Origin of the sequence: Dyella sp. 2RAB6 (assembly GCF_052115385.1) — a bacterium.
Classification (GTDB): domain Bacteria; phylum Pseudomonadota; class Gammaproteobacteria; order Xanthomonadales; family Rhodanobacteraceae; genus Dyella_D.
The window spans coordinates 94,886-119,371 of sequence record NZ_JBFRGP010000011.1; the positions used below are offsets into that span (position 1 = coordinate 94,886).

At 67.7% G+C, this 24,486-nt stretch carries 22 protein-coding genes and 1 tRNA gene; 6 read left to right on the forward strand and 17 right to left on the reverse strand.

Features of this window, described 5'->3' with window-relative positions:
- Nucleotides 1–28: 28 nt before the first annotated feature.
- Nucleotides 29–1,069: a zinc-dependent alcohol dehydrogenase family protein gene (locus AB4083_RS15875; RefSeq protein WP_441609052.1), complete on the forward strand. Its 1,041-nt coding sequence runs from the start codon at nt 29–31 to the stop codon at nt 1,067–1,069.
- A gap of 115 nt (nt 1,070–1,184) precedes the next feature.
- Here the strand turns inward: AB4083_RS15875 and AB4083_RS15880 are convergent, their stop codons facing one another.
- From AB4083_RS15880 to AB4083_RS15905, 6 genes are all read right to left on the reverse strand, one after another.
- Entirely contained in the window at nt 1,185–2,207 is a 1,023-nt protein-coding gene (locus tag AB4083_RS15880; RefSeq protein ID WP_441609053.1) for a Gfo/Idh/MocA family protein, read from the reverse strand.
- A complete protein-coding gene (locus AB4083_RS15885; RefSeq protein WP_441609054.1) occupies nt 2,204–3,046 on the reverse strand; it encodes a phytanoyl-CoA dioxygenase family protein in 843 nt (280 codons plus the stop codon). The genes AB4083_RS15880 and AB4083_RS15885 overlap by 4 nt, the downstream gene beginning before the upstream one ends.
- A 79-nt stretch (nt 3,047–3,125) precedes the next feature.
- A complete protein-coding gene (ribD, locus tag AB4083_RS15890; RefSeq protein ID WP_441609101.1) occupies nt 3,126–4,184 on the reverse strand; it encodes a bifunctional diaminohydroxyphosphoribosylaminopyrimidine deaminase/5-amino-6-(5-phosphoribosylamino)uracil reductase RibD in 1,059 nt (352 codons plus the stop codon).
- Between the two features lie 111 nt (nt 4,185–4,295).
- Nucleotides 4,296–4,814: a transcriptional regulator NrdR gene (gene nrdR / locus AB4083_RS15895; protein WP_441609055.1), complete on the reverse strand. Its 519-nt coding sequence runs from the start codon at nt 4,812–4,814 to the stop codon at nt 4,296–4,298.
- 142 nt (nt 4,815–4,956) lie between these two features.
- A complete protein-coding gene (gene glyA, locus AB4083_RS15900; RefSeq protein ID WP_441609056.1) occupies nt 4,957–6,210 on the reverse strand; it encodes a serine hydroxymethyltransferase in 1,254 nt (417 codons plus the stop codon).
- Nucleotides 6,211–6,400: 190 nt separating this feature from the next.
- Nucleotides 6,401–7,255, reverse strand: a complete 855-nt coding sequence (locus tag AB4083_RS15905; RefSeq protein WP_441609057.1) for a DUF817 domain-containing protein — start codon at nt 7,253–7,255, stop codon at nt 6,401–6,403.
- A 202-nt stretch (nt 7,256–7,457) separates the two neighbouring features.
- Between AB4083_RS15905 and ettA the strand changes: the two genes are divergently transcribed.
- The 3 genes from ettA (at nt 7,458) to AB4083_RS15920 (ending at nt 11,113) form a co-directional block, all read left to right on the forward strand.
- On the forward strand, nt 7,458–9,119 hold the full coding sequence (ettA, locus tag AB4083_RS15910; RefSeq protein ID WP_441609058.1) for an energy-dependent translational throttle protein EttA: 1,662 nt from the start codon (nt 7,458–7,460) through the stop codon (nt 9,117–9,119).
- A 158-nt stretch (nt 9,120–9,277) separates the two neighbouring features.
- Nucleotides 9,278–10,090, forward strand: a complete 813-nt coding sequence (pyrF, locus tag AB4083_RS15915; RefSeq protein ID WP_441609059.1) for an orotidine-5'-phosphate decarboxylase — start codon at nt 9,278–9,280, stop codon at nt 10,088–10,090.
- Nucleotides 10,091–10,153: 63 nt separating this feature from the next.
- Nucleotides 10,154–11,113, forward strand: a complete 960-nt coding sequence (locus AB4083_RS15920) for an MBL fold metallo-hydrolase (protein WP_441609060.1) — start codon at nt 10,154–10,156, stop codon at nt 11,111–11,113.
- Nucleotide 11,114: 1 nt separating this feature from the next.
- On the opposite strand, the gene AB4083_RS15925 is transcribed toward AB4083_RS15920, so the two are convergent.
- From AB4083_RS15925 to AB4083_RS15945, 5 genes are all read right to left on the reverse strand, one after another.
- Complete coding sequence (locus AB4083_RS15925) at nt 11,115–12,275, reverse strand: acyltransferase family protein (RefSeq protein WP_441609061.1); 1,161 nt, start codon at nt 12,273–12,275, stop codon at nt 11,115–11,117.
- Nucleotides 12,247–13,401: a threonine aldolase family protein gene (locus AB4083_RS15930; RefSeq protein WP_441609062.1), complete on the reverse strand. Its 1,155-nt coding sequence runs from the start codon at nt 13,399–13,401 to the stop codon at nt 12,247–12,249. The genes AB4083_RS15925 and AB4083_RS15930 overlap by 29 nt, the downstream gene beginning before the upstream one ends.
- Nucleotides 13,402–13,574: 173 nt before the next feature.
- Nucleotides 13,575–14,360, reverse strand: coding sequence for an AcvB/VirJ family lysyl-phosphatidylglycerol hydrolase (locus AB4083_RS15935; protein WP_441609063.1), 786 nt, complete (start codon nt 14,358–14,360; stop codon nt 13,575–13,577).
- Complete coding sequence (gene mprF, locus AB4083_RS15940; protein WP_441609064.1) at nt 14,357–16,960, reverse strand: bifunctional lysylphosphatidylglycerol flippase/synthetase MprF; 2,604 nt, start codon at nt 16,958–16,960, stop codon at nt 14,357–14,359. The genes AB4083_RS15935 and mprF overlap by 4 nt, the downstream gene beginning before the upstream one ends.
- Nucleotides 16,961–17,292: 332 nt before the next feature.
- Entirely contained in the window at nt 17,293–19,278 is a 1,986-nt protein-coding gene (locus AB4083_RS15945; protein WP_441609065.1) for an OPT family oligopeptide transporter, read from the reverse strand.
- 480 nt (nt 19,279–19,758) lie between these two features.
- On the opposite strand from AB4083_RS15945, the gene AB4083_RS15950 reads away from it, so the two are divergent.
- Nucleotides 19,759–20,220, forward strand: a complete 462-nt coding sequence (locus tag AB4083_RS15950; RefSeq protein WP_441609066.1) for a YybH family protein — start codon at nt 19,759–19,761, stop codon at nt 20,218–20,220.
- Nucleotides 20,221–20,227: 7 nt separating this feature from the next.
- Here the strand turns inward: AB4083_RS15950 and AB4083_RS15955 are convergent, their stop codons facing one another.
- A complete protein-coding gene (locus tag AB4083_RS15955) occupies nt 20,228–20,707 on the reverse strand; it encodes a hypothetical protein (protein WP_441609067.1) in 480 nt (159 codons plus the stop codon).
- Nucleotides 20,708–20,926: 219 nt separating this feature from the next.
- Between AB4083_RS15955 and AB4083_RS15960 the strand changes: the two genes are divergently transcribed.
- Nucleotides 20,927–21,298 (forward strand): helix-turn-helix domain-containing protein, encoded by a 372-nt coding sequence (locus AB4083_RS15960; RefSeq protein WP_441609068.1) that lies wholly within the window; start codon nt 20,927–20,929, stop codon nt 21,296–21,298.
- Nucleotides 21,299–21,370: 72 nt separating this feature from the next.
- Here AB4083_RS15960 and AB4083_RS15965 read toward each other — a convergent pair whose 3' ends face one another.
- The 5 genes from AB4083_RS15965 to ybgF all read right to left on the reverse strand — a co-directional run bounded on the left by AB4083_RS15965 (nt 21,371) and on the right by ybgF (nt 24,486).
- On the reverse strand, nt 21,371–21,745 hold the full coding sequence (locus AB4083_RS15965; protein ID WP_441609069.1) for an RcnB family protein: 375 nt from the start codon (nt 21,743–21,745) through the stop codon (nt 21,371–21,373).
- 183 nt (nt 21,746–21,928) lie between these two features.
- A tRNA-Lys gene (locus AB4083_RS15970) sits at nt 21,929–22,004 on the reverse strand.
- 99 nt (nt 22,005–22,103) lie between these two features.
- Nucleotides 22,104–22,799, reverse strand: coding sequence for a 7-cyano-7-deazaguanine synthase QueC (gene queC, locus AB4083_RS15975; RefSeq protein WP_441609070.1), 696 nt, complete (start codon nt 22,797–22,799; stop codon nt 22,104–22,106).
- A 108-nt stretch (nt 22,800–22,907) separates the two neighbouring features.
- A complete protein-coding gene (gene queE / locus AB4083_RS15980) occupies nt 22,908–23,600 on the reverse strand; it encodes a 7-carboxy-7-deazaguanine synthase QueE (protein WP_441609071.1) in 693 nt (230 codons plus the stop codon).
- A 10-nt stretch (nt 23,601–23,610) separates the two neighbouring features.
- Entirely contained in the window at nt 23,611–24,486 is an 876-nt protein-coding gene (gene ybgF, locus AB4083_RS15985) for a tol-pal system protein YbgF (protein WP_441609072.1), read from the reverse strand.

The following is a 24,486-nucleotide window of genomic DNA, read 5'->3' on the forward strand; positions in this document are numbered from 1 at the left end:
ATTATCGCTCAATCGTCCGCAGCCCACCATGGCGCCATCCACCACCCAGGAGCCCGCCATGCGCGCCTACCAGCTCACCCAGTTCGGCCTCGACCACCTGTCCCTGCTCGACCAGCCCGCCCCGCGCCCCGGCCCCGGCCAGGTGCTGGTGAAGATGGAAGCGGCTTCGCTCAACTTCCGCGATCACCTGATGGTCCACGGCCAGCTCTACCGCGACGTGGCGCTGCCGATGACGCCGGTCTCCGATGGCGCCGGCACGGTGCTGGAAGTCGGCGACAGCGTCACCCGCTTCAAGCCCGGCGACCGCGTCAGCACCTTCTACAAGGCGCGCTGGCTGGCCGGCGGCATGCGTCCCGAATGGGAGGGCGCGGACCTCGGCGGTCCGGGGCCGGGCGCGATGCGCGAGCTGGCCTGCTATGACGCTTATGCGCTGGCCCACGCGCCGTCGCATATGAGCGCCGTGCAGGCGGCCACCCTGCCGATTGCCGCACTCACCGCGTGGACGGCGCTGGAGCAGGCCCACGTCACCACCGGCCAGAGCGTGCTGTTGCTCGGCACCGGCGGCGTGTCGCTGTTCGCGCTGCAACTGGCGAAGGCGCGTGGGGCGAAGGTGATCCTGCTGTCGTCCAGCGACGAGAAGCTGGAACGCGCCAAGGCGCTGGGCGCCGATATCGGCATCAACTACGCGAAGCTGCCTGCATGGGGCGCCGCGGTGCGCGAAGCCAATGGCGGGCGCGGCGTGGATGTCGTAGTGGAGACGGTCGGCGCGTCGACCTTCGCGCAATCGGTGGACGCAGTGGCGATGCACGGCTTTATCGGCATCGTCGGTTTCATGGGCGGCAACGAAGCGACGCTGCCGCTGGTGCCGGCCATTCTCAAGCGCGTGCAGCTGCAGGGCATCTCGGTCGCCTCGCTGGAACAGCACGAGCGGATGGTGCGCGCGCTGGAGGCGATCCGGCTGCAGCCGGTGATCGATGCGGTGTACGGGTTTGGCGAGTTGCGCGAGGCGTTCGGGGAGATGGCTGCCGGGAAGCACTTCGGCAAGATCGCGATCGACTTCGCCAGGTAATCCAAAGCCGGCGTAGGTTGGGGTGAGCGAAGCGAACCCCAACATGGGCCACCTTCCGCCGCGCACACGTTGGGGTTCGCTTCGCTCACCCCAACCTACGCCGGCGCGTGGCGCCTCAGGCGCCGATGACCTGCCCCGTCTTGCGCCGATACGCACGCAGCACCTGATCCATCACCCAGTTCGTGCGCGCCCCGCTCTCGGCGGTGGAAGGACACACGCCCTTCTCCCCGCGCAACTCCCGCACGATGGTCTCGATCAACGGCTGCTGGATATGCGCGGGATTGGCCACGCGATACTCGCGCACGCCCTCCTTCGTCTCCACCGCGATCGGCCCGTCGCCAAAGGTGGCAAAGCGCATGCTGCCCCGGTCGCCGATCACCTCGATGCAGTCGTGGTGCTTGTAGCTGTCGAAATTCCACAGCCCGGTACCCAGCACGCCGCTGTCGAAGGCGAACGACATCGCCACCGTATCCTCCGGCGGATACGCGCCGAGCTGATTGCCCGCGCGCCCTTCCGCCGACACGATCGGCCCGAACAGCCAGTCGAGGATATCCAGCGTATGGCAGCCGATATCCATGAACACGCCACCGCCGGAAATTTCCGGCAGCACGTGCCACGGCAGCCTGGCGCTGTCGTGATAGCGCGGATGGTGCGGCTCGTACAGCACCGTGTTGACCGCCCGCGGCGCACCGATCGCCTGCTGCTCGAACAGCAGCTCGCGCACTTTGTGGAAGCGCGGCAGCATGCGGCGGTAATAGGCGACGAACACCGGCACCTTCGCGTCGACACCCGCACGCAGGATCGCCGCGCACTCGGCATGGTCCAGCGCCATCGGCTTTTCCACATACACCGGCTTGCCCGCGGCGATGCACATCAACGCGTACTGCTTGTGCGTCGACGGCGGCGTGGCTACGTAGACCGCATCCACTTCCGCGTCGGCGATCAGCGCGGCCGCATCGTCGTACCAGCGCGGCACGCCGTGGCGCTGCGCATAGTCCTGCGCCTTGGCGCCGTCGCGCCGCATCACCGCCACCAGCGCGGAATGCGGCGCCTGCTGGAAACCGGGGCCGCTCTTCAGCTCGGTGACGTTGCCGCAGCCGATGATGCCCCAACGGATCACGTGCGCTTCCTGGTTCATCGGATCTCGAATTCCTTGCTGATGAATTGCTGGTGCCAGGCGTGGTACTGGTCCACTTCCGGATGGCGCGCGCGTTCGGCGACGTGCGCTTCGAGCGCGGCGCGCACCTCGGGCGCCAGGCTCGCCAGATATTCCGGCGTGTATTCACGATGATCGAGCACGCCGAAGTGGCAGGTCGGCGCATGCGCGCTGGCATGGAAGCCCAGATGGATGGTGATGCGCCGCTGTTCGAGCACGCCCGCATAGCCGCGATGCACGGCGTAGTTGTTGTAGAACACCGCCTGGCCGGGCTTCAGCACCAGCTGGATGCCCTGCGCAAGCTCCGGCTGCGCATCGACCGGCGCGATGCGGGGATCGCTGCCGAAGATGCGCCGCTCCGCGTCGTCGTACGCGCGGCGATGGCTGCCCGGCACGATCCACAAACAGGGGTCGTCTGTCAGCGGGATATTCACCTGCACGTAGTTGTAGCGATAGTCATCGCTGAACCAGCGCGGGTCGATCTGCTCGTCCGGCACCTGCATCAGGTCGCGATGCCAGCCCTGCCGATAGTCCACGCCGGCGTCGGCATAGAACAGCGAGGCGCCATCGATCACGATGCCCTCGCCCAGCAGGTCCGCCGCGATCGCCCGCAGCACGGGATGGCAGATCACCGGCTGGATCGCGCGCACGTCCTTGCCCGGCTGCAGGAACTGCAGGTTCATCATGCGGCCACGCTCGCCGCGTTCGGCGCGCGCCCGTTCCACGCCGTCGACGTAGCGCGCGACCTCGTCCGCGCTCAAGGCGTCGCGGATCACATAACCCTGGGTCCGGAACTGTTCGCGCTCCGCCGCGGTAAGCATGCAGCGCACTCCTCGAAGACTGGCCTGGCGCCGGCGGCGCCGTATTGGCCGGCGATTCTGGGCGCCAGCCCGCGGACGGTCAATCGCGCGCGGGACGCAGGCGCAGGCGCAGGTCCTGGCCCAGCATGCGCTGGTCCAGCACGCGCAGGTTCCAGCGCGCGCCCATGTCTTCCAGCGCGGGCAGGCGCAGCAGCGGACGGGCGGTGTCGCCCAGCAGCAGCGGCGCGATGTAGAGCAGCAGTTCGTCGGCCAGGCCCGCGGCGAGCAACGCGCCGCACAGGGTGGGGCCGGCTTCGACATGCACTTCGTTGCAGCCGCGCGCGGCCAGCAGGGCCAGCACGGCGGACAGGTCGAGGCCGCCGTCCGCTTCCGCGACTGCCGCCAGATCGGCCTGCTGCAGATGCGCCGGCACGGCCGCGCCTTCGGCGTGCAGCAGCAAGGTCGGTGCGCTGCCGTCCAGCACGTGGCTGCCGGCCGGCGTGCGCAGGCTGCGGTCCAGCACCACGCGCAGCGGCGGCGCGCAGGGTTCATCGATGCGTGCGGTCAGCCGCGGATCGTCCGCCAGCACCGTGCCGCTGCCGGCGAGGATCGCCGAGCTGCGCGCACGCCAGCGCTGCACGTCGGCGCGCGCGGCTTCGCCGGTGATCCATTTCGACTCGCCATGCGCCAGCGCGGTACGGCCGTCCAGGCTCATTGCCAGCTTCAGGCGTACCCAGGGGCGGTTGCGCTCGATGCGGCTGAAGAAGCCGACGTTCAATTCGCGCGCGGCTTCGCGCATCAAGCCGATGTCGACCGCGATACCCGCTTCGCGCAGCTTGCCGATGCCGCGGCCTGCCACTTGCGGGAACGGATCCTCGGCCGCCACCACCACCCGCGACACGCCCGCCGCGACCAGCGCATCCGCGCAAGGCGGCGTGCGGCCGTGATGGGCACAGGGTTCCAGCGTGACGTAGGCGGTGGCGCCGCGGGCGCGCGCGCCGGCGGCGCGCAAGGCGAACACTTCGGCATGCGGTTCGCCGGCGCGCGGATGGAAGCCTTCGCCCACCACCTCGTCGCCATGCGCGATCACGCAACCCACGCGCGGATTCGGCTGGGTGGTGAACATGCCGCGCTCGGCCAGGCGCAGGGCCTGCGCCATCAGCACGTGATCGGTGGCAGTAAAGGCGGAGCTGGACATGGCGTCCCGTCAGTTTCGAAGCGCAGGCGCGGGCCGGAGGAGTCTATGCGAAGCCGTGCTGCCGCCGCGCCGTTATTTCTTGCCGCGCCGCGCGCTTGCCTCGCCCAGCAGCGAGAGCTGCAGGCTCTCCAGCCCGGGCAGGTCGCGCTCCAGTTTCTCGATTTCCTCGCGGAACGCCTGCACGTCCTCGAACTTGCGATAGACCGAGGCGAAGCGCACATAGGCGACCTGGTCCAGCTTCTTCAGCTCGCGCATCACCAGCTCGCCGACCTGGCGCGAGGGCACTTCGCGCTCGCCGCTCTTGCGCAGGTCGTTGACGATGGTGCGTACCGCCACGTCCACCGCATCGCTGGCCACCGGCCGCTTCTGCAGGGCGCGTTCGAAGCTCACGCGCAGCTTGCGCTCGTCGAAGGCTTCGCGGCGCTCGCCGCTCTTGACGATGGCGGGAAGCTTGAGTTCGGCCGTTTCGAAGGTGTTGAAGCGCTCGCCGCACTGGGGGCATTCGCGTCGCCGGCGCACCGTGGTGCCGTCGTCGGCCAGACGCGAATCGATCACACGGGTGTCTTCATGCTGACAAAAAGGGCAATGCATGGGGCGCCATTAGACGTTCAGTTGGACCGCCATACAACCCGGCGCCCTCCCGGCGTGGCCTGAAGGGACCGGGTTGGCGGGCGCCGGTGCGACGAGCGGCCCCTTTCCGGCTCGTCGCAAAACGCCCGCTGGCAGCGTTGGCTCAGCCGTAGACCGGGAACCGGTGGCACTGCGCGGTGACCTGCTCGCGCACCTTGGCCAGCACGGCCTCGTCGCCCGGCGCGTCCAGCACATCGCAGATCCAGCCGGCCAGCGCGACCACGTCGGCTTCCAGGTAGCCGCGCGTGGTGACCGCCGGCGTGCCGATACGCAGGCCCGAAGTGACAAACGGCTTGCGCGGATCGTTCGGCACGGCGTTCTTGTTGACGGTGATGTGCGCCTTGCCCAGCGCCTCTTCCGCGTCCTTGCCGGTGACGTCGCGGCCGATCAGGTCGACCAGCATCAGGTGGTTCTCGGTGCCGCCGGAGACGATCTTGTAGCCGCGCTCGATGAAGGTTTTGGCCATCGCCTTGGCGTTCTTCACCACCTGCTGCTGGTAGCTCTTGAACGACGGTTCCAGCGCTTCCTTGAACGCCACCGCCTTGGCCGCGATCACGTGCATCAGCGGGCCGCCCTGGATGCCGGGGAACACGATCGACTGCAGCTTCTTCTCGATCTCTTCGCCGGCGTCCTTTGCCACGATGATGCCGCCGCGCGGGCCGCGCAGGGTCTTGTGGGTGGTCGAGGTGACCACGTGCGCATGCGGCAGCGGGCTGGGATACACGCCGGCGGCGATCAGGCCGGCGACGTGGGCCATGTCCACGAACAGGTAGGCGCCGACCTTGTCGGCGATGGCGCGGAAACGCGCCCAGTCCATCACCTGCGAGTAGGCGCTGAAGCCGGCCACGATCATCTTCGGCTTGTGCTCCAGGGCCAGGCGCTCGACTTCGTCGTAGTCGACCAGGCCTTGCTCGTTCACGCCGTACTGCACGGCGTTGAGGATCTTGCCGGACAGGTTGACCTTGGCGCCGTGGGTAAGGTGGCCGCCGTGGGCCAGGCTCATGCCGAGGATGGTGTCGCCCGGGTTGAGCAGGGCGAAGTACACCGCCTGGTTGGCCTGCGAGCCCGAATGCGGCTGCACGTTGGCGTAGCTGGCGCCGAACAGCTGCTTCAGGCGCTCGATGGCGAGGCGCTCGGCCACGTCCACGTATTCGCAGCCGCCGTAGTAGCGCTTGCCCGGATAGCCTTCCGCATATTTGTTGGTCAGCACGCTGCCCTGGGCCTCGAGCACGCGCGGGCTGGCGTAGTTCTCGGAGGCGATCAGCTCGACGTGGTCTTCCTGGCGGCGCGCCTCGTCGGCCATGGCCTGGGCCAGCTCGTCGTCGAAGCCGGCGATCGTCTCGTTCTTGGCAAACATCCTGACCTCTGCGGGGTGGCTGGCGGGGAGTTGAAGCTGGAAAGTGTAGCGCCCGGGGGGTTGGGGGGCCACCTTAGGAAGGCTCGGAAACCGCATACCGGCGGGTATCCGCGGGGCGTAGGCTGGGGTGAGCCGAAGGCGAACCCCAACAGCCCGCGGCCTCCGCAACATCCGTTGGGGTTCGCTGCGCTCACCCCAACCTACGGCGTTGGGCCACCGCCGACACCATCACGTAGCTGATGATCATCAGCAGCAGCCAGGAACCGAGCTTGCTCAGCGGGACCACGCTCCAGCCGTCCCGCTGCGCCGGATAACGCCACGCGGCGGCGAAGGTGCCCACGTTCTCGGCCAGCCAGATAAACGTGGCCACCAGCACGAAGCCCAACAGCAGCGGCATGCGGCGGTGCTCGCGGCGCACGCGGAAATGCACCCATGTACGCCCGAACAGCAGGGCCACCGCGCCGAACAACAGCCAGCGCGCATCCGGCACGAAGTGGTGGCTGAAGAAGTTGAGGTAGATCGCCAGCGCCAGCCACGCCGTCGCCGCGAACGGGGGATGCCGCACGAAGCGGAACTCGAACAGCCGCCAGGCCCGCGCGATATAGCTGCCGACCGCCGCATACATGAAGCCGGTGAACAGCGGCACGCCGCCGATCCGCAGCAGCGAGGGCTCCGGGTATTCCCACGAGCCCATCGCCGTCTTGAACACTTCCATGGCGGTGCCGGTGAGGTGGAACAGCAGGATGACCGCCGCTTCCTCGCGCGTTTCCAGGCGCAGCGCCAGCAGCAGGCACTGCAGGGCGAACGCGGCCAGCACCAGGAAGTCGTAGCGGGCCAGCCAGGCGCCGCCGGGATAGAACGCCCAGGTCAGCAGCAGCAAGGCCAGCATGCAGCCGCCGAACAGGCAGGCCCAGGCCTGCTTGAGGCCGAAGCAGACGAACTCGTGCAGCACCAGGGCCCAGGCGCCGCGCGGCGCGGCCCAGCCCTGCGCCCAGGCGTCCAGGCGCCACAGGCCGCGGGGTGGCGAGATCGAAAGGGAATCCATGCGGGCGCGCTCCGTGCCAGGTCGTAGCGCGCCAGCCTGGGGGAGCGCCATGGCCCGGCGGCGCCAGGCCATGGCAGAGCCGGGGCGCGGCGCTGGCCGTCACCGGGACGACGCGCCGACCCGCTATAATCTCCGGTTTAACCCAACGCCCTAGCGCCAGCGCCCACCTCGTGGGCCGGCGGCGCACGCCTCCGGAGGCTCCATGCAGTACATCTACACCATGAACGGGGTCAGCAAGATCGTTCCCCCGAAGCGCCAGATCATCAAGGACATCTCGCTGTCGTTCTTCCCCGGCGCCAAGATCGGCCTGCTGGGCGTCAACGGCGCGGGCAAGTCCACGGTGCTGCGCATCATGGCCGGCGTCGACACCGATTTTCAGGGCGAAGCCCGCGCACAGCCCGGCACCAAGGTCGGCTATCTGGCGCAGGAGCCCCAGCTCGATGCCGAGAAGACCGTGCGCGAGGCGGTGGAAGAAGGCGTGTCGGTGATCCTGGACGCGCAGAAGCGCCTGGAAGAGGTCTACGCCGCCTATGGCGAGGAAGGCGCCAACTTCGACAAGCTGGCCGCCGAGCAGCAGGAGCTGGAGAACATCCTGGCGGTGAACGACGCCCATGCGCTGGAGCGCCAGCTCGAAGTGGCCGCCGACGCGCTGCGCCTGCCGCCGTGGGACGCCAAGATCGGCCCGCTGTCCGGCGGCGAGAAGCGCCGCGTGGCGCTGTGCCGCCTGCTGCTGTCCAAGCCCGACATGCTGCTGCTGGACGAGCCCACCAACCATCTGGACGCCGAGTCGGTGGACTGGCTGGAGCAGTTCCTGCAGAACTACCCCGGCACCGTGGTGGCGGTCACCCATGACCGCTACTTCCTGGACAACGCCGCCGAGTGGATCCTCGAGCTGGACCGCGGCCGCGGCATCCCGTGGAAGGGCAACTACACCGAGTGGCTGGAGCAGAAGGACGCGCGCCTGAAGCAGGAAGCCAGCCAGGAGAAGTCGCGCCAGAAGGCGATCGAGAAGGAGCTGGAGTGGGTGCGCTCGGCCGCCAAGGGCCGCCAGTCCAAGGGCAAGGCGCGCCTGAACCGCTTCGAGGAACTGAACTCGGTCGAGTACCAGCACCGCAACGAGACCAACGAGATCTTCATCCCGCCGGGCGAGCGCCTGGGCCAGGAAGTGATCGAGTTCAAGAACGTGACCAAGGCCTTCGGCGACCGCCTGCTGATCGACGACCTGTCGTTCAAGGTGCCGCCGGGTGCGATCGTCGGCGTGATCGGCCCGAACGGCGCCGGCAAGTCGACCCTGATGAAGCTGATCATCGGCAAGGAGCAGCCCGATTCCGGCGAAGTGAAGCTCGGCCACACCGTCAAGCTCGCCTACGTCGACCAGTCGCGCGGCATGCTCGATGCGAAGAACAACGTGTGGCAGGAAGTGTCCGGCGGCCTGGACATCCTCAACATCGGCAACTTCGAGATCCAGTCGCGCGCCTACATCGGCCGCTTCAACTTCAAGGGCACCGACCAGCAGAAGATCGTCGGCAGCCTCTCCGGCGGTGAACGCGGCCGCCTGCACCTGGCCAAGACCCTGCTGCAGGGCGGCAACATGCTCCTGCTCGACGAGCCGTCCAACGACCTGGACGTGGAAACCCTGCGCGCGCTGGAAGACGCGCTGCTGGAATTCCCCGGCTGCGCGATGGTGATCTCGCATGACCGCTGGTTCCTGGACCGCATCGCCACGCACATCCTGGCGTTCGAGGGCGACTCGCACGTCGAGTTCTTCCCCGGCAACTACAACGAGTACGAGGCGGACAAGAAGCGTCGCCTGGGTGACGAGGCGGCGAAGCCGCATCGGGTGAAGTACAAGAAGCTGGCGTAACAGCTTGAGCCCCTCTCCCGTCGGGAGAGGGGTTGGGGTGAGGGTACGGGCGGAGTGGAGCGCACAACTCCGCCCGTACCCTCACCCGCCTGCCGGCACCCTCTCCCGGAGGGAGAGGGACTCCACATCCGGCGCCTTCATTGATCACGGAGACTCCCATGCACTTCATGCAATCCCTGCACGCCGCATGGCAGCGCCACCACTCCCTGGTCTGCGTCGGCCTCGACCCCGAGCTGCCGAAATTCCCCGCCCATCTGCGCGACGACGCCGACGCCGTCTTCAAGTTCTGCGCCGCCATCGTCGATGCCACCGCCGACCTGGCCTGCAGCTTCAAGCCGCAGATCGCGCACTTCGCGGCGTTGCGCGCGGAAGATGCGCTGGAACGGCTGATCGCGCACATCCACACCCAGCACCCCGGCGTGCCGGTGATCCTCGACGCCAAGCGCGGCGATATCGGCAGCACCGCGCAGCACTACGTCAGCGAGGCGTTCGAGCGCTATGGCGCCGATGCGGTGACGCTCAATCCCTATCTGGGCCGCGATTCGATCCAGCCGTTCCTGGACCGCGCCGACAAAGGCGTGATCCTGCTCTGCCATACCTCGAACCCGGGCGCGTCCGACCTGCAGGACCTCGACGTCGGCGGCCGTCCGCTGTACCAGCGCGTGGCCGAGCTGGTCGCGCGCGACTGGAACACGCACGGCAACTGCGCCCTGGTCACCGGCGCCACCTGGCCGGAACAACTGGCCGAAGTGCGCGCACTGGTGGGCGAGGTGCCGCTGCTGGTGCCGGGTATCGGTGCGCAGGGCGGCGATGTGGAAGCAGTGGTCAAGCATGGCCGCACCGCCGATGGCACCGGCCTGATGATCAGTTCTTCGCGCGCCATTCTGTATGCCGGCCAGGGCGAAGACTTCGCCGTCGCCGCGCGCCACGCCGCGCAGGCACTGCGCGACAGCATCAACCGCTACCGCTGAGCGCTTTTCTCGCCGCGCCATGCGCGGCATAGTCGAGGCCTTCCGTCCCGCGAGAAGCCGCGCATGCGCGACCCTGCCTTCGATGCCCACCGCCGCCAGTGGCTGCGCGCCGCCGGCTTCGGCCTGGGCGCTGCCGCCCTCGGCGCCCTGCCCTTCGCCACCCGCGCCGACGCAGCCGCACGCTCGCGCCTGATCCTGCTCGGCACCGCCGGCGGTCCCACGCCGAAACCCGATCGCGCGGCGCCGGCCAGCGCGGTGGTGGTGGATGGCGTGATCTACGTGGTCGACTGCGGCAACGGCGTGGCGCGGCAGATGGTGCAGGCGAAGCTGGATCTCGGCGCAATCCGCCACGTGTTCCTCACCCATCAGCATTCCGACCACAACGCCGACTACGGCAATCTGCTGTGGCTGGCCTGGGCCGCGCGGCTGCACACGCGGGTGGATAGCTGGGGACCGCCGCCGCTGGCCGCGATGACGCGCGACTTCCTGCGCATGAACGACGCCGACATCCAGACCCGCATCAAGGACGAAGGCCGCCCGCCGCTGGCGCCGCTGATCGTGCCGCACGAATTGAGCAAAGGCGGTGTGGTGCTGCAGGACGAACGGGTCAAGGTCAGCGCCGCGCTGGTGGCGCATCCGCCGGTGGTGCCGGCGTTCGCCTATCGCTTCGACTGCCCGGACCGTTCGATCGTGTTCTCCGGCGACACGCGGCCGACCGACACGCTGGTCGCCCTGGCACGCCACGCCGACGTACTGGTGCACGAAGTGATGTACCTGCCGGCGCTGGAAAAATTGATCGCCTCCGAACCGAACGCGGCGCGCCTGCGCGAACACCTGCTGGCCAGCCACACCACCACCGAACAGGTCGGCCGGGTCGCCACCGAAGCCGGCGTAAAGACGCTGGTGCTGAATCACTTCGTGCCGGGCGGCGATCCCACGCTGACCGACGAAGTCTGGCGCGACGCCGTGGCACCGCATTTCAAAGGCCGGCTGGTGGTGGGACGCGACCTGTTGGAGCTGTAAGTCAGTCCACCGCGGCCACGGCGATGCCGACGATCGGCGGCGGACGCTGCAGCCGCGCACGCAGCCAGCGTTCGCAGGGTGCGGACAGATAACGCTCCACCGCCGTACCGAGCAACCCGCACAGCAACAGCGCCGGCAGGTACCACAGCCAGCCGCGCGACATGTCGCCGCCGAGGGCGCGGAACAGGCGCACCGTGCCGTAGACCACGAACATATGGGTCAGGTAGATCTCGTAGCTCAACTGCCCCCAGCGGCGCAGCCAGCCGAAGCCGCGCAGTGGACGCTGTGCTTCGCGCTGACCGCAGGCGACCAGCACGCACAGCGTGGAGAAGGTCAGCAGCAGCATCACCCCGTCGTGCAGCAGCGGCCACCAGAACGGCATGGCGATAAACACCGCGAACAAACCGATCGCACCGGCGACCCCCAAGGCCTGCGTGGCCCAGCGCGGCGCCTTCCAATGCGCCACCGCCAGCGCGCCGAGCACGCCGGTGCCGATGGCGGCCATGCCCGGCAGATAAGCCTTCTCTTTCCAGATCTCGCTCGCGTCGTCGAGCGAAGACAGCAGCCACGGCAGGGTCATGGCGAATGCGCACAGCAGCAGCGCCATCAAGGCATCGCGGCGCAGCAGCAGGCAGGCCAGCGGAAAGCCGAGGTAGAACACTTCCTCGATCGACAGCGACCACAGCACGTCCCAGTTGCCGGGCAGATAGCCGGTCTGTCCTTCGTACCAGTTCAGGTGCAGGCCGAGCGCCGCGAACACCGCGCGCGGCAGCGACTGGCCTTCGCGACCGATCACGTAGTCCGACGCGCCCACCAGGTGCAACACGCTGAGCACGCCGACCAGGGCCAGCAGGCACGGCACGATGCGCGCGAAGCGCCGCGCATAGAAATCGCGCAGGTCGATGCGTTCCAGCGCGCCCCAGCGGCGGATCGCATTGCCCGCGATCAGGAAACCGGAGATCACGAAGAACACGAACACCGCTTCGTAGCCGTTGAAGTTCAGCGCGCTCAGCAACCGCGTCGGCAGCACCTCGGCCAGCGCGGTCTTCTTCAGCGGTATGCGCAGGCCTATGTGGTGCAGCACCACCAGCAGGATGGCGATGCCGCGCAGCAGGTCGATGCCGGGATTGCGTTCAACGGGCGAAGGCTTGGACGATGGCATCGACGGGTTTGCGCAGCAGGGATTCGTTGAACATTAGCATCAGGCGGCCGTTCTCCGGCTCGCCGATCATGATGTCGGCCTTGCCCAGCCGCTCCTGCAAGCCTTGCCGCCGCGCTTGCGCGATTTCCAAGAAATGGATATTGGTGCCGTGCTCCACGCGGTGCACGGTGTAGCCGTCCAGCTTCGCCAGCCCTTCCAGCAGGCGATCGCCGGCGGCACGCACCTTGGCGAAGCGCTCCTCGAAACCCTTCAGCGTTTCCAGCGCCAGCAGCGCCGGCTGCCAACCGTGGAACAGCGTGCCACCGAAGATATGCCGCGTATCGCGCGCCTTGGCGGCCGTCGCCTTGGTGCCGGCGAGGATGGCGCCGAACGGTGCGCCCAGGTATTTGTAAAGCGAGACATAGACCGTATCGAACGGCGCCGCGTACTTCGCTGCGCTGAAGCCGTCGGCGCCGCTGTTCAACAGCAGGCGCGCGCCATCCAGATGCATGGCGATGCCCTTGGCGCGGGCGCGCTCGGCGATCGCCTGCACGATCTCGAACGGCACCATCGCACCGTCGGCGCGGCGCACCGGGCTTTCCAGCGAGATCGCGCCGATCGGCAAGGGATAGGCCGCGTGCTCCGACACGGCGATCGCGGCATTCACTTCCTCCAGCGTCGGCGCCGCGCGCCCGGGCGCCAGCGGCACCAGGTTGATCGCGCTCAGCGTGGTCACCGCATCGCTTTCGTCGCAGTAGACGTGGCTTTCCTGCTGCACCAGCGCGCGCTTCTTGTCGCCGCACAGCAGCCGGATCGCGACATGGTTGGCCAGGGTGCCGGTGGGCATGAAGACGGCGTCTTCCTTGCCGAGCAACTGGGCGAAGTGCTGTTCGAGTTCTTCCACCGCGCCGCGCTTGAGATAGAAATCGCCGGCCTTGTCGCGGGTCTGCAGGATCGCGTCCAGCCGGGCCAGCCCGTCGCGCCCGTAATGCGGCACATCGTCGCCCATCAGGATCACGCTGCGGTTGATGTGCTGGGGGTCCTGCGGGCTTTTCGGCGAAGCCGCGGCCCATGCGGCCGGCGCGGCGCCTAGTGCGGCGAGCGAGCCCGCGGCCAATGACGAACGGAGAAAGTCCCGACGGTCCATGATGCGCGCCCCCACGTGGCTGATGGTCCGGCGAAACGTAGCACTGCAGGCGGGCGCGCTTATCGGCCGAAGGTCATGCCCGGCCCAGGTTGGGGTGAGCGCAGCGAACCCCAACGGCACCTCCAAGCGCAACGTTGGGGTTCGCTGCGCTCACCCCAACCTACGCCAGCGCATTACCGGGCGGTGGCCGCCGGCAGATCGGTAATCATCTGCCGCGCCAGCCCTTCATAGTCGTAATCGAAATGATGGTCGCCGGTCTTCTGGTAAACCTTGATCCACGCCGGCAGCCCCGCCGTGGCGCAGATGGTGTCGTCCTCGTCGTCCTTGCCGTAGTAGCACATCACCGGCGGATGGCCGTCCAGCGCCAGCAGCGGTGCGCGCGCGTCGGAGTGCTTCACCGGGTTCAGCCACTGGAACAAATTTTGCGTCTGCGTCTTGAACCAGCCCTCGACCATATAGCCCTGCATCTCGATCTCGTAGCTGACGTCCTTGCTCGGCGACAGCAGCACCAGCTGGGCGACGCGTGCGCGGTTCTCCGGCTTCAGCCGCTCGATCACCGAAGGCAGCACGTCGGCGCCGAAGGAGAAGCCGATCAGCCACACGCGCTGCTTGCCCAGCCTGGCGGTGGATTGTTCGATCAGCGCATCCAGGTCGGTGGCCGAGGCTTCGGCATTGCTCTGGCGCCAGTAGTACTTCAGCAGGCTCACGCCGATCACCGGCACGCCATGCTTGGCGAGGATGCCGCCGAGCTGCTTGTCCAGGTCGCGCCAGCCGCCATCGCCTGAGTAAAAAATGGCGACCACGTCGCCGCGTCCGGCCAATGGCGTCGCGCCCGCTGCGGCGGGTACTTCGACCAGGGATTCGGCCATGCTGGCGTGATGCCAGGGCTGCCACACGAGCGCGCCGACGGCGGCAGCAGCGAGCACGATGCCGCCGATAAGCTTGGTGATTCGTTTCATCGGCGCACCATACCCGATAGGCCGCCGGAGATCAGGCTGGCGATGTTGGCCAGCACCAGCGGCAAGGCGATACCGGCGGGGACGGCGAGATAGCGCGGCTCCCATTCGGGATCGAACTTGTCCTTGTACTTGTGCAGGCCGCGGAAGTTGTAGAAGCGTTCGCCGCGGCCGAACACCAGCGCGCCCAGGCGGCTCCACAGCGGCGCGTTGCGCCGGTTCTGCAGGCCGGAGAACGGCGCCATGCCGAGGTTGAACCAGGTATAGCCTTCGCCGCGCGCCCACTGCATCAACTCGATGAACATGAAGTCCATCACGCCCGAGCTGCCGTCGGGCAGGTGGCGCATCAAGTCCACTGAAGCCTCTTCCTTGCTGTCGGTGAGGAACAGGTTGGCGAACGCCACCAGTTCCTCGCCTTTCCACACCAGGGCCATCGGCGTGCGCGCCAGATAGGCCGGATCGAAGGTGCCCAGCGAGAAGCCTTTCTCGCGCACGCCCTTGTCGCGCATCCAGGCGTCGGAGATCGGCTTCAGCTGCGGGATCAGCGCACCCACCTGTTCGGCCGGCACGATCTGCAGCCGCATGCCTTCGCGGGTGAGCTTGTTGATGGTGTTGCGCAGCACCTTCTTCGACTTGCCGTCGAGATTGAAGCCGTCCAGCTTCACCCGCGCTTCCTCGCCGATCTTCAGCAGGTTCATGCCCACTTCGAGATACAGGTCCAGGTCCTGCGGCCGCACCTGGTAGAACAGCGGCCAGCCGCCGGCGCGTTCGCATTGCTCGCGGAAGGTCCACACCAGCTCGCGCCGCACGTCTTCGTCCGCGCCGACGGGGTCGCCCATGGCGACCCAGCTGCGGCCTTCCACGTCGTACATGATGAAGGCCTTGCTCTCGCTATCGAACAGCAGGGTCTTGTCGCTCATCAGCGCGAGGTGGGCCTGCGCCGAGGAATAGTGCTTGATCAGCGGCAGCGCGCGCGCCAGTTCTTCCTCGCCGGGCAGGTGCAGATCGGGCCGCGCGGGACGGATCAGGTTGGCCAGCGCGAACAGCATGCCCACCGCCGTGGCGCCGACCAGGGCGCGCAGCGCGCGCGGCGCACCGCCGTGATAGAAGCTGAATTCCCACCACAGGTTGGTGCTGTATTCGACGTGTTTGTAGCTGAAGGACACCAGCCAGCCGGCGCAGCCCAGCACGGCGAGGATGGCGATGATCCAGCCGACCGAGAAGGTGGCGCTGAACAGCGAGGCGCGCCGATAGAACAGCCGATGCGCCGGCGCCAGCCCCAGCGCCAGCAGCGAGAGCAGCGTGGCTTCCTCGTAGTCGATGCCCTTGAGCAGCGACAGCACCGCGCCGAGCAAGAGCAGCACCAGCGTCAGCACGTAGGCCGCATCCAGCCGCCGCTGCAGGCCGCGCGCGAGGATCAGCAGCAGCATGCCGACCATGCTGGCCAGGAAGTGCGAGAACTCCAGCACCGGCAGCGGCAGCACGTGGCGCAGGATCTCCATGCGTCCGGGCAGCGCCGAGGTGGCGCCGGAGAACAGCAGCACCGCGCCGGAAACCAGGGTCAGGCCGGCGAAGAACGGTGGCAGCAGCCCGGTGAACCACGGCGCCAGCGGCACCTTGCCGGCCACGCCGCGCGCTTCGCGCGCCAGCACCACCACGGTGGCGGCACACAGCGGCAGGAAGTAGTAGATCAGGCGATACGCGGCCAGCGCGCCGAGGATCGGCGCCTCCAGCCCTTCGTTGCCGGTGGCGCCGAAGCCGGCCAGCATCACCGCTTCGAACACGCCCAGGCCGCCGGGGACGTGGCTGACCAGGCCGGCGATCTGGGCCAGCACGAAGATCGCCATGAAATGGCCGAAGCCGGTGTCCATCGCGTTGGGCATCAGCAGGTACAGCACCCACGCGGCCAGGCCCCAGTCCACCGCACCGGTAACGATCTGCCGCGTCGCCGTGGCGGTCGACGGCCAGCTCAGCCGCCAGCGCCACAGCCGCAGCGGCTCGCGCAGCACGCGGCTGCCGGCCAGCCACAGCACCGGGATCAAGGTGAGCACGATCGCCGCCGGAATGCGCAGGCTGGCCATCGGCACCGTCGGCGGCACCGGCACCAGCAGCAAGGTGACGCCGGTGAGCGCGAACAGGCCGAGCCAGAAACTGGCGGTGCAATAGAGCACCACCTTGGCCACCTCGGCGGTGGACAGGCCGGCCTGGATATAGAAGCGGTAGCGGATCGAGCCGGAGATCAGCAAGGCCATGCCCAGCGCATTGCTGAAGGCATAGCTGATGAAGGAGATCAGGGTGACCTGCGCGCGCGGCAGCTTGCGGCCGATGGAGGCCAGGCCGAACCAGTCGTACAAGGTCATCACCGCGTAGCTGGCCGCGGTGAGCAGCATGGCCAGCACGATGCGGTGGTTTTCCAGGCCGTGCACGTAGCGCGCCACTTCGCGGTAGCTGACCTGGCTGGCCAACGAACGCAACGCCCACAGCGCCAGGCAGAGCATGCCGACCGAAAGCAGCGGGCCGGCGAGCCGGCGCAGCCACGCCCCGCGAGGGCGCGTCAGGGCTTCTGCCGATTCCGGAGCGTCCGCCCCTCTCTGCTCCACCACTCGACCCAAGGCCTCCGCGAATGATTCAAGGCATGCTTATGCACGCCGGGTGTTCCGCAACCGATCCGCGCGCCATGCGCCTGGCGGTCGCGAGCACGAAGCCTCGTCCGCCACGGTCAGCAAGCATAGCGTGTCGAACCTGTCTGCGGCCCGTCGTTCCCCGGTTGTCCCCTGCCCGCCGCACGGGCGCAGGCATGGAGGACATGCGGGTGCGCAGCCGCGGGAGCGGTCGCGCCAGTGTAAGACGAACAAGGGAGTGGAAAATGACAACGGCCGGACATGCCGGCCGCTGTCTCCGCGACCGCCGGTTCATCGGCGGTATGGGCAAGGATTTACGCGTTGGCGCGTGCCAGGCGGGCGATCCAGCGGTACAGCACCACCACCATGGTGGCGAAGGCCAGGCCGCCGAGGATCTCCGCGGTATTGGCGAACGAGGCTGGCACCAGGGCCAGCGGCGCACCCTTGCCGGAGAACGCCACGACCGCGGCGATCACCACGCCGATGATGCTTTCGCCGACGATCAGGCCGGAAGCGAGCAGCACGCCAAGTTGCCTGGTGGCCTCGGGCTTCGGGCTGCGATCCGCGCGGCGGTCGAAGAACCAGCCGACCACCGAGCCGACCACGATCATCAGGGTGCTGGCCGTAGGCAGATAGATGCCCAGGCCCACCGCCAGCGCCGGGATGCGCATCTTGGTGGTGCGCGCCAGGATCGCGTCCACCACGATTACCGCGACGCCGATGCCGACGCCGGTGAGGATCAGGCCCCAGTCGATATTGTTGGTGATCACGCCCTGCGCCAGCGCCGAGATCAGGCCGGCCTGCGGCGCGGGCAGCGCGGCAGGACCGGCACCCGGCACGCCGGCGAAGCCATAGGCCTTGTTGAGCAGGTCCAGCACCGGCGGGATCACCGCGGCGCCGGCGACCACGCCGATCACCAGCGCCACCTGCTGGCGCCACGGCGTGGCGTCGACCAGCTGGCCGGTCTTGAGGTCCTGCAGGTTGTTGTTGGCGATGGCGGCGACGGTGAAGATCACCGAGGTGGTGAACAGCGCGAACGCCACCAGCGCCTTGCCGGCCTCGGCCGGCACATACGGCTTCACACCCGCCACCAGCAGCAGCGCCGCGCCGATCACCACCAGGATGCCCACGCCCGACAGCGGGCTGTTGGACGAACCGATCAGGCCGGCCATGTAGCCGCACACGGTGGACACGAAGAAGCCCATCAGCACCACGTAGGTGACGCCGCCCACGGCCAGCACGGCGAGGTGGTCGCCCAGGCCGCTGGTGTTGGCGAAGTAGCCGAGCAGCCAGGCGATCGGCACGAAGCAGACCAGGGTGATCAGGCCGACGATGCCGATCGGAATGTCCTGCTCGGTGCGCGGCAGCGTGTCGGCCTTGCCGGCCTTGCGCACGCGCGAGGCGGCGATCGCCGAGGTGAGGCCGCTGATCACCGGCTTGACCAGCTTGGCCAGGGTCCAGATGGCGGAGACGCCGATGGCGCCGGCGCCGACATAGCGCACCTTGTGGCTCCAGGTGGCCTGGGCCAGCTCGGCCACGCCGCCGGCAACGTGCTCGAACGGCGAGTAGAACGGCACGCCCCAGCCCCAGCCGATCAGCGCGCCGACCAGCATGGCGATGCCGACCGACAGGCCGACCAGATGGCCGATCGCGAACAGCGCGAAGGAAAGATTGAAATCGAAGCCGCTGACCGAGCCCTTGTCGCCGACGCGGAAATAGCTGATCACGTCCGAGGCGAACACCTGGGTCGCCACCACCACGGCGAACACCGCCGAGGTGACCGAGCCCCACAGCACCGCCAGCAGGCCGGCCTTGCCCTCTTCCACGCTGCCGCCGGCTTCATGCTCGCTGCTGCCGACCTTCAGCACTTCGGCGCAGGCGATGCCTTCCGGATACGGCAGGTCGGAGTTGGTGACCAGGGCGCGGCGCAGCGGGATCGAATACATCACGCCCAGGATGCCGCCCAGTGCGCACACCGCGAACGAGATCCAGAACGGGAAGCCGGTCCACCAGCCGATCATGATCATGCCGGGCAGCACGAAGATGATCGAGGACAAGGTGCCCGCCGCCGAGGCGATGGTCTGCACCACGTTGTTTTCCTGGATGGTCGAGCCGCGCATCGCGCGCAGGATCGCCATCGAGATCACCGCCGCCGGAATCGAAGTGGCGAAGGTGAGGCCGGCCTTGAGGCCGAAGAACACGTTGGCGGCGGTGAATACCAGCGTGAGCAGTACGCCCAGGATCACGCCGCGTACGGTCAATTCCTTGCGCACGTCGGCGACAGCCGGCAGGGCGCTCACAGGTGCTTTCCTTTCATGCTGGATATCTCCCCAGTTAGGTAGTTCGGTTTCATCGGCGGCATTGGAATGAGACGGCGGCCGCTCGCCGATCGTTGTCCTGAATCGTCCTAGATTTGCCACATTTTCGGCTTGGAGCAAAGAGCGTGTGCGGCAATGGCGGGGTTTCGAGGCGTGGCGAACCGTCGCGAGGTGAGCCCCTCTCCCTCCGGGAGAGGGGTTGGGGTGAGGGTTCGGGCGGAGTGAAACACTCCACTTCGCCCGAACCCTCATCCGGCTGCCGCCACCTTCCTCGCTCCTCAGAGCCGCGCACATCCCTATGCGCTCCCCGCGTGCTCCCGAAGGGAGAAGGATCCCAACTTGGAAATCAGATGAATCCTCCGACCATCCCGCATTTTCGGAAGCTGCCTACCAGAAAACTTGATACTCCCTTGCCGGGTACCGCCCCATACTCGCGGCTCCCCACGGACCCGAGGTATCCCCATGCCCGCCCCGCACCCCGCCGCCATCGACGGTCTCGACACGCACTTCGCGCCGGAGCATCCGCTGGCCGCGCTGAGCGGCTTCTACCGCGCCTTCAACCAGCGCGACCTGGAGGCGATGGCGCGCAACTGGTCGCATGACGAAGAGGCGTCGATGAGCAATCCGCTGGGCGGCATCGAGCGCGGATGGTCGCGGATCCGCGCGGTGTACGAGCGCATCTTCCTGGGCGAGGCACGGGTGCGGGTGGTGTTCCACGATTACACGCTGCACGAGTTCGGCGACGCCTTCCTCGCGGTGGGACGCGAGCGCGGCGTGCTGGAACGGGGCAACACCAAGCTGGAACTGGCCATCCGCACCACGCGCCTGTACCGGCGCGTGGACGGGCAATGGCGCCAGTTCCATCACCATGGTTCGTTCGAGGATCCGGCGCTGCTGGAGGCCTATCACGAGGCGGTGCGCTGAGCCGGCCTCAGCGCGAACTCGCACCCGCCAGCGGGCTGGCCACGGTGACCCGCCCCGGATACTCGCCGCTGATCCGGCTCTGGTCGAACCAGTTGCGCGCATGCAGCCTGGCCAGCTGCGGATGCGCGAGGTAGCGCCCCGCGTATTCCGCCAGCTGGCGCCAGCGCTGTGCGTCCTGGCGCAGCTGCGCCAGGTGGCTGCGCAGCTGGCCGCCGTCGGGCGTGCCCAGCCAGCCCTCGCTGGCCCACTCCCGCACGAACCGGCGCAGCGCCACCGCCGCGGTCCACGCCGCGGCCGCCTGTGCCAGGGCGTCGGCGCGGATCGTCTGCAGGCGCTCGGGAACCAAACGGGCCAATCCTTCGTCTTCCAGCATCAGCAGGGTGTTGCCCTGCAGGTCGTTGAGCAGGCGATCGAGCTGGGTATCGGGATAGATCCAGGTGGGATTCGCCTCTGGACTGCTCTGTACTCCTAAAAATGCCGTCTCCATCTTGCTTTCCTCGTGTTTTGTCGCTAGCGAATAAACTCAACAAATACAAGGAAATACCACCATAAGTTGACAATCTAAACAATTAGAAATTGCCTAATCAGCGGGTCAGATCATCAACAATGGCAACTCGTCTCGGTGCTCGACCACTGTTGCTTTCGACCCCGCGGATCGCGCCGTCCCGGCCAGCCTCCGCACCGCGAGAAGGAGTCTCTTTTGGCAATGAACGGGTTTTCCCAGCGCCTGCATCTGGCCATGGATCTGATCGGCATGAGCAAGGGCCGTGGCCGCACGACCCGGCTGGCCGACATGTTTGGCGTGTCGCGCGAAACCGCACGCAAATGGCTCAATGACATGGCCCGGCCGGAAACCAAGCGCCTGACCGAGATCGCCGGACGCTTCGGCGTCAGTTTCGAATGGCTGGCCACCGGCCGCGGCGAGCCGAAAGGCTTCATGAAGGTGCAGGACGCGGCGGCGCCGTACCGGGTGGACCATCGCGAGCAGGCACGCCTGTTCGGGCTGATCGGCCGCCTTACGCGGGATCAGCGGCGCGCCCTGCTGGTGATCCTGGAGCAGATGGTGAAGAAGGAATAAGAGCTTTCCCCATGCATGAAAAAAGCCCGCTCGGTCGAGCGGGCTTTTTCGTTTCCAACGCGGCGCGGGACGTCAGTGGGCGTTGACCACGATGTCCACGATCAGGCCGGTGGCGACCGCGGTGAGGAAGATCTGACCATCGTCGTCGCGGACGTAGCGATAACCGCGGTCGGGATGGCGCAGGTGGTAACGCTCGTAGTCGGTCACGTAGTAGGTGCGCTCGTAGTAGCGATCCGGCAGGCGCTCGCCGCGGCGGTAGGCATGCTTCTCCCAGCCGCGGTGCTGGCCGTTGTCGTGGCGCCCTTCGTCCTTGGGATTGTGGCCGTGGCCCTGGCCGTTGCCCCGGTCGTGGTCATGATCCCAGTCGTGATCCTGCGGCGCGGCCCAGGCAGCGGCGCTGGTGGCGAGCAGTGCGATGGTGACGGTCAGACCCAGTAGGCGTTTCATGGCGGCTCCGTACCCCGAAGGGGGCGTTGATGGCATGCGGCTGCCGCATGGACAGCCAGGAGCGATGCTAGCGCCGGCAAGCTGAATTTCGCGGCGGAAAGCGGCCGCTGCGCGCAATGGCGCCTGAACCGGGTGAGCTGAGCGGCAAAAAATAAGGACCCGCGTCGCCGCGGGTCCTTCGATTGGTGGGCCGTGACAGATTCGAACTGTCGACCAACGGATTAAAAGTCCGCTGCTCTACCGGCTGAGCTAACGGCCCATGCTATTCAGGCGTGCTATTCAAGCGTGTCGTGCAGGCAAGGCTTAAAGCCAAGCAGACGATTTTAAGGTCAGCGCGGCTGGGGCACAAGCAAACCGCTCAGGCGTAGCGCGTGGGATCGGGCAGGCCGGCGTCGCGGAAGCCCTGTGCGCGCAGGCGGCAGGCATCGCAATGGCCACAGGCGCGGCCCTGCGCATCGGCCTGGTAGCAGCTCACCGTTTCCGCAAAATCCACGCCCAGGCGCGCACCTTCGCGCGCGATATCGGCCTTGCTCATGCGCATCAGCGGCGCACGCACGCGGATACCCGCGCCTTCCACGCCGGCCTTGGTGGCCAGGTTGGCGAGCTGCTCGAAGGCTTCGATAAAGGCCGGGCGGCAATCCGGGTAGCCGGAATAATCGACCGCGTTGACGCCGCACCAGATCTCGCTGGAACCGAGCACTTCGGCCCAGCCCAGCGCGATCGACAACATGATGGTGTTGCGCGCCGGCACATAGGTGACGGGGATGCCGCCGGCGTCGCCGTGCAGGTCGGCGTCGAGCGGCACGTCGATGTCGGCGGTGAGCGCGGAGCCGCCGATCGAGCGCAGGTCGACCTGCACCACCTTGTGCTCCACCGCGCCGAGCAGGCCCGACACGCGCGCCGAGGCTTCCAGTTCGGAACTGTGGCGCTGGCCGTAGGCCACGCTCAGCGCGTGCACCTGGTAGCCCTGTTCGCGCGCGATGGCGATGGTGACGGCGGAGTCCATGCCGCCGGAAACGAGCACGACGGCCTTGCGCAGAGAACTTTCAGACATGACGACATCCACTTCAGAGTCAGGCCGGTCACCGGCCGGAGAGCGCCACCGGCGACACAGGCCGGCGCGCGGAAACTGCTTTGCCGCCCGCGCGAAATGCGCGAACGATCAGTGCCCCGCCGCGTCGTTCCACAGCAGCTTGTGCAACTGCAGCTGGAAGCGCACCGGCAGCTTGTCCTCGATGATCCACTCGGCGAGCTCGCGCGGATTCACCTTGCCGTGCACCGGCGAGAACAGCACCATGCAGCGCCGGTCGAGCGCATGCGTGGCGACCGCCTCGCGAGCCCATTCGTAGTCGCCGCGGCTGGCCACGACGATCTTGACCTGGTCGTGCGGCAGCAGGTGTTCCAGGTTGGACCACAGGTTGCGCGCGCTCTCGCCGGAATCCGGTGCCTTCAGGTCCATCACCTTGCGTACGCGCGGATCGACCGCGGCCACATCGAGCGCGCCGGAGGTTTCCAGCGACACCTCGTAGCCGGCAGCGCACAGGCGCTGCAGCAGGATCAGGCAACGCTTCTGCGCCAGCGGCTCGCCGCCGGTGACGCAGACATGCCGCGCGCCATGCGAGGCCACCTCGGTGAGGATGCCGTCGATATCGCGCCAGTCGCCGCCGTAGAACGAGTATTCGGTATCGCACCACACGCAGCGCAGCGGGCAGCCGGTAAGGCGCACGAACACCGTGCGCCAGCCGATCGCATCGGCCTCGCCCTGGATCGAATGGAAGATCTCGGTGATGCGCAGCCGCTCGGCCGTGGCCGGCGTCGACGTGGTGGCCGCCACGTTCGCGTTGCCTTCGCTCACCGCCGGAACCTCAGTTCGCCGGCTGCTGCTGCAGGCGGCGCAGCCGCTCCTGGGCCAGGCTGGCAGCCTTGGAACCCGGATACTTGGTGGTCACCGATTTCAGCGTGGCCTTGCCCTGCTCCGCCTGCTTGAGCTCCAGCTGGCTGTAGCCCAGCTTGAGCAACGCATCGGGCGCCTTGTCGCTCTGCGCGTACTGCGAGAGCAGGCGCTGGAACGTCTCGGCGGCGAGCGGATAGTTCATGGTCCCGTAGTAGGACTCGCCCAGCCAGTAGAACGCATTGGGCATCAGCGGGCTGTCGGGATACTGCTGGATGAAGCTGCGGAAGCCGCGCGAGGCCTGCACGAAGTCGCCGTTGCGCAGCGACTTGAAGGCCGTGTCGTAGGCGGCCTGTGCCCCGGCCTGGTCGGCCGGCGCGGCGGCCGGGGCCTTGGCGTCGCCGCCCTTGCCCTTGGCGTCGGTTGCAGCAGCAGCGGCCGCCACGGGCGCGGCATGCGCGCTGCCGGCAGAGGCCGGCGCGGTGTTCGCGTCGCTGCCATTGGCGGCGGCATGGTTGCCGGCGCCGCTTTCGAGGCGGCCGATACGCGAATCGAGATCCGTGTACTGCGCCTTGTTGGAATCCTTGAGGACCTGCAGCTCGTGCTGCAGTTCTTCGATCTGGCCCTGCATCTGCCGCATCTGCGACTGCAGTGCCTGCATCTGGTTGACCATGCCGACGCCGCCCTGGTCCTGGTTCTGCGCCTGCTGCTCGAGCCGCGCGACGCGGTCGGCAAGGCTGAGGCGGGAATCCTGCGCCAGTACGGGAACGGCAAAAAGCATGGCGGACGCAAATGCGCCCGCCATGCCGAGCCGCCTGGCCGTAAAGCTGTTAGCCAGTCGCTGCTTCAT